This window comes from Anaerolineales bacterium (genome assembly GCA_022866145.1).
GTDB lineage: Bacteria > Chloroflexota > Anaerolineae > Anaerolineales > E44-bin32 > PFL42.
The window spans coordinates 1-3,990 of record JALHUE010000527.1; the positions used below are offsets into that span (position 1 = coordinate 1).

At 67.7% G+C, this 3,990-nt stretch carries 3 protein-coding genes; 2 read left to right on the forward strand and 1 reads right to left on the reverse strand.

The annotated features are described in order from the left end of the window. Positions 1–251 precede the first annotated feature (251 nt). A complete protein-coding gene (locus MUO23_15145; GenBank protein ID MCJ7514288.1) occupies positions 252–1,388 on the forward strand; it encodes an alanine--glyoxylate aminotransferase family protein in 1,137 nt (378 codons plus the stop codon). Between the two features lie 152 nt (positions 1,389–1,540). Here the strand turns inward: MUO23_15145 and MUO23_15150 are convergent, their stop codons facing one another. Beyond that, positions 1,541–2,347, reverse strand: coding sequence for a LysM peptidoglycan-binding domain-containing protein (locus MUO23_15150; protein ID MCJ7514289.1), 807 nt, complete (start codon positions 2,345–2,347; stop codon positions 1,541–1,543). Between the two features lie 174 nt (positions 2,348–2,521). On the opposite strand from MUO23_15150, the gene MUO23_15155 reads away from it, so the two are divergent. Then, positions 2,522–3,820, forward strand: coding sequence for an adenylosuccinate synthase (locus MUO23_15155; protein MCJ7514290.1), 1,299 nt, complete (start codon positions 2,522–2,524; stop codon positions 3,818–3,820). The last annotated feature ends 170 nt before the right edge of the window (positions 3,821–3,990 follow it).

The following is a 3,990-nucleotide window of genomic DNA, read 5'->3' on the forward strand; positions in this document are numbered from 1 at the left end:
ACCGGACGGAGATCGCCTTCGCCGTCCGGGTTCGCATCGACACCCCGATCGAGCTCGACTACTACCGCCACGGCGGTGTGCTCCACATGGTCCTGCGCAACCTGCTCCAGCCAAGCGCCGACAGCCCGCCGTAGGTCGCACACCTGCGCCACCCGCACCCCGGCGAGTGGCCGGCACCTGGCACCGCTCCCCATCCTGCTCGGCAAGGCTCAGGCGTATACTTCGGCCGACGGATTCCCTCGGAGGCCTTGATGTCGGCCCTGTCCACCATCCATGAACTCGACCCGGCACCGCGAATCCTGCTGGGTCCGGGCCCCAGCATGGTCCCGCCGCGCGTGCTGCGCGCTCTGGCCACCCCCCCCACCGGTCACCTCGATCCCGATTTCCTCGTCATCCTCGACGATGTGCGCTGCCTGCTGCAGTTCGTCTTCCAGACGCAGAATGAGTTGACCTTGGCTGTTCCCGGCACCGGCACAGCCGGCATGGAAGCTGTGTTGAGCAACTTGATCGAGCCGGGGGACTCGGTGCTCGCCTGCGCTGCCGGGTACTTCGGAGAGCGCCTGGCGGCGATGGCGGAGCGGCACGGCGCCGAGGTCGAACGTTTGGAGCGAAGCTGGGGACAGGTGTTCGGGGCTGAGGAGATCCACCAGGCGGTGCAACGTAAGGCGTACAAGTTGGTGACACTCGTCCACGCCGAGACCTCTACCGGGGCCTGGCAGCCGGACATCCCTGCCATCGCCCGCGACGTGCACGCCTCCGGTGCCCTGCTGGTGCTGGATGTCGTGACCTCGCTCGGCGGCCTGCCCGTGGAAATCGATGCGTGGGATATCGATGCGGCCTACGGAGCCTCACAGAAGTGCTTGTCGGCACCCTCCGGGCTTTCGCCGGTCACACTCGGGGCGCGTGCCCGCGCCGTCATTGCCGGCCGCCGCCGCCCGCCTTCGGTCTTCTACCTGGACCTAGAGAGCCTGCTTCGCTACTGGGGCGAGCCGCACGCCTATCACCACACCTCGCCGATCCAGACCTTCTACGGGCTGCATGAGGCGCTGCGCCTGGTGTACCAGGAAGGGCTGCAAGCCCGGTTCGAACGGCACCAACGGCTAGCTCGCAGCCTGTGGTCCGGTCTCGAGTCCCTCGGGCTCGAGATGTTGATGCCCGAAGCCGTGCGCCTCCCCACGCTGACCACCCCGCTTCTCCCGCCGGGGGTGAACGACGCCGAGATCCGGACCCGTCTACGAGAGGAGTTCAATCTCGAGATTGCAGGAGGGTTCGGCGCCCTGGCAGGCAGAGTCTGGCGCATCGGGCTGATGGGCCACTCCTGCCGCGCCGAGAATGTCGTGCTGCTGCTGGCTGCCCTGGAGGCCACACTCCGACCCGCAAAGGGCTGAGTCCCTCAACCGCGCCGGGCGCCCTTCGATTCCGGTTCAAGTGAGAGGGTCTTCACTCCCAGGGATGTACAAGCAAGAAGGTGCGGGGGTTCCCGCACCTCTCGAGATCCCAGACTCGCCAGGCATCGCCGGGTCCGCCCGCGGCCGCCCTCTCAGCGCAGGGAAGAAGGCGACTTTCGGTTGAGGCGCATGGCGTAGTAACCCAGCCCGGCGGCCCCCAGCAGCAAGCCCAGGCCCAGGATCCCCAGCACTGTCGATCGACTGCCGCCCGCCGGGGTCGGGCCACCGGCGCCCCCGCTCGCCTGCGCCGCGAACTCGACGTACTTGACCTCGCCAGCGTTCAGGCGAATCGGAAGGTTCATCGCCGTCGTCGGGTTGTACTCCACCGGCACTGCAGCGCTGATGTTGTAATCGCCGCTTTCCAGGTCCATAAAACAGAACCCGATCGGCTCCTCGAAGGCTGACAGGGCCGTCGTCCCGTCGGTGGCATGTTCCACGGTCTCGGCGCCTGTGACGTCGGTGACACTCAACTGCCCGGCGGCTATCGGTTCTTCTCCGGCATCATAGCGGGCGTTGCCGTTCCGGTCATGGAAAAGCAAGACGCAGATCTCTCCGGTGCCGAAGGTGGGGGTTGGCGTGGGAGGCACAGGGGTCTGAGTCGGCAGAGTGCTCGGTCCGGCGGTCGGCCGCGCCGGCCCGCCCAGGCCGAGGATCAGCTGCCCGCCCGGCCGTAAGAAATCCGTGGGCTGCAGCCCGTTCAGCGCATACAGCTCCTGAAGCGACAGTCCGGCCACCGCCGCGATAGTCCAGGCAGTGTCACCCTCGCGCACAATGTAGATGATGCGCCCATCCGGCCCGGGAGTTGGCGTCGGGAACTCGCCTTGGGCAACGGGAGCGGCCAGGCCGGCAGCATTGGCGCCGCCGGCATACAACATCTCGCCGCCAGCTACCAGTCCCAAGACAAGCATCCCGCCCACGAGGGTACGAAGGTAGCGACGATGGACCATCTCGCCCCGCATTATAGCCTGAGGCGATGGAGATCCTCCGCCGGCCTGACCGGCTGAGGCCCCCGACCCCCTGCTTTCGGCGCCTGCAGCGAATAGGCCGGTGATATACTGCCGCCGGGAGGCGCTATGCCGCTCGATCTAGTGGTCGGCGCACAGTGGGGCGACGAAGGCAAAGGCCGCATCATCGATTTGCTGGCAGCCAGCGCCGACCTCGTCGCCCGCTGGGGTGGCGGAGACAATGCTGGACACACCGTTACCGTCGGCCAGCGGGTCTTTCGACTGCACCTGGTTCCCTCTGGCATCCTTCAGCCTCACACCCTGTGCTTGCTCGGGGCGGGGATGGTGATCCATCCCGGCCGTCTCGTCGGCGAGCTGCGCCAGCTTGAGTCCGCCGGCATCGACGTTTCGCCGAACCGCCTCAAGCTCTCCACCGCCGCCCACATCATCACCCCAGCCCACCTCGCCCTGGACGCCGCCCAGGAATCCAGCCGCGGGCAGGCCGAGCTCGGCACCACTCGCCGCGGCACCGGCCCCGCCTACGCCGACAAGGCGTCTCGCCGCGGTTTGAGAGCCGGCGCCATGCGTCAGCCGGAGGATTTCGCCCGCAAGGTGACCGAAGCCGTCACCGCTGCCGCTCCGAGCCTCCCCGCTCAGGCGGCCGACCAGAACTTGGACCCGGAGGCCGTTGGCCGAGAGTACGGCGAGTATGCCGAGGTCCTCCGGCCGTTCCTGGCGGACAGCGGCCGCCTCGCCGCCGAGGCCCTAGCGCTGGGCAAGGTCGTTCTGGGCGAGGGGGCTCAGGGAACCCTGCTCGATCTCGACCACGGCACCTACCCCTTCGTGACCTCTTCGTGCACCACAACCGCCGGTGCCCTGGCCGGGCTGGGGGTCGGCCCCGGGCACCTCAGGCACGTACTCGGCGTGGCCAAGGTCTTCCAGACCCGCGTCGGCGCCGGTCCCTTTCCGACCGAGATCCAGGGCCCGACCGCCGATCGCCTGCGCGGCACGGGGGATCAGCCGTGGGACGAGTTCGGAACAACCACCGCCCGGCCACGACGAATCGGATGGCTGGATGCCGTCCTGCTGCGGTACGCCATCCGCATCAACGGCCTGACGGAGATCGCCCTGACCAAGCTGGATATCCTCAACGGGCTTGATCCCCTGATGATGTGCACAGCCTACCTCGGGGAAGGTGGCGCGAGCGGTGATCTGGACAGCGGACTGGACGAGTTGGAGCAGGTGTCGCCAAGCTACCTTTCGCTGGCCGGATGGCAGGCCGACTTGCGCCAGGCCCGCAGCTGGGATGATCTGCCAGACGCGGCCCGGGACTACGTGCAGGAGATTGAGCGTCAAATCGGCCTCCCCGTCCGTCTGATTTCGGTCGGTCCCGAGCGGAAGCAGATCATCGCTCGAGGCGATCGATGAGATCCTGGTCGGCAGGACTGCGGCGTCTGACGCCCGCCAATTTCCTTTTCCTGCTGCTCAACCTCGCCGGCTTGCTGGCTTTCCTTTACCCTTTCTGGGCCCCCGCTCAGCCCATGGCGTCGCAGACGCGGACCGTGCTCCTGTTGTTCAGCGCCGCGGCCGGCCTGCTC

Bases quoted from the DNA above. Each gene is read 5' to 3' on its own strand.
- MUO23_15145 (MCJ7514288.1), top strand. From the start codon at position 252: ATGTCGGCCCTGTCCACCATCCATGAACTCGACCCGGCACCGCGAATC.
- MUO23_15155 (MCJ7514290.1), top strand. From the start codon at position 2,522: ATGCCGCTCGATCTAGTGGTCGGCGCACAGTGGGGCGACGAAGGCAAA.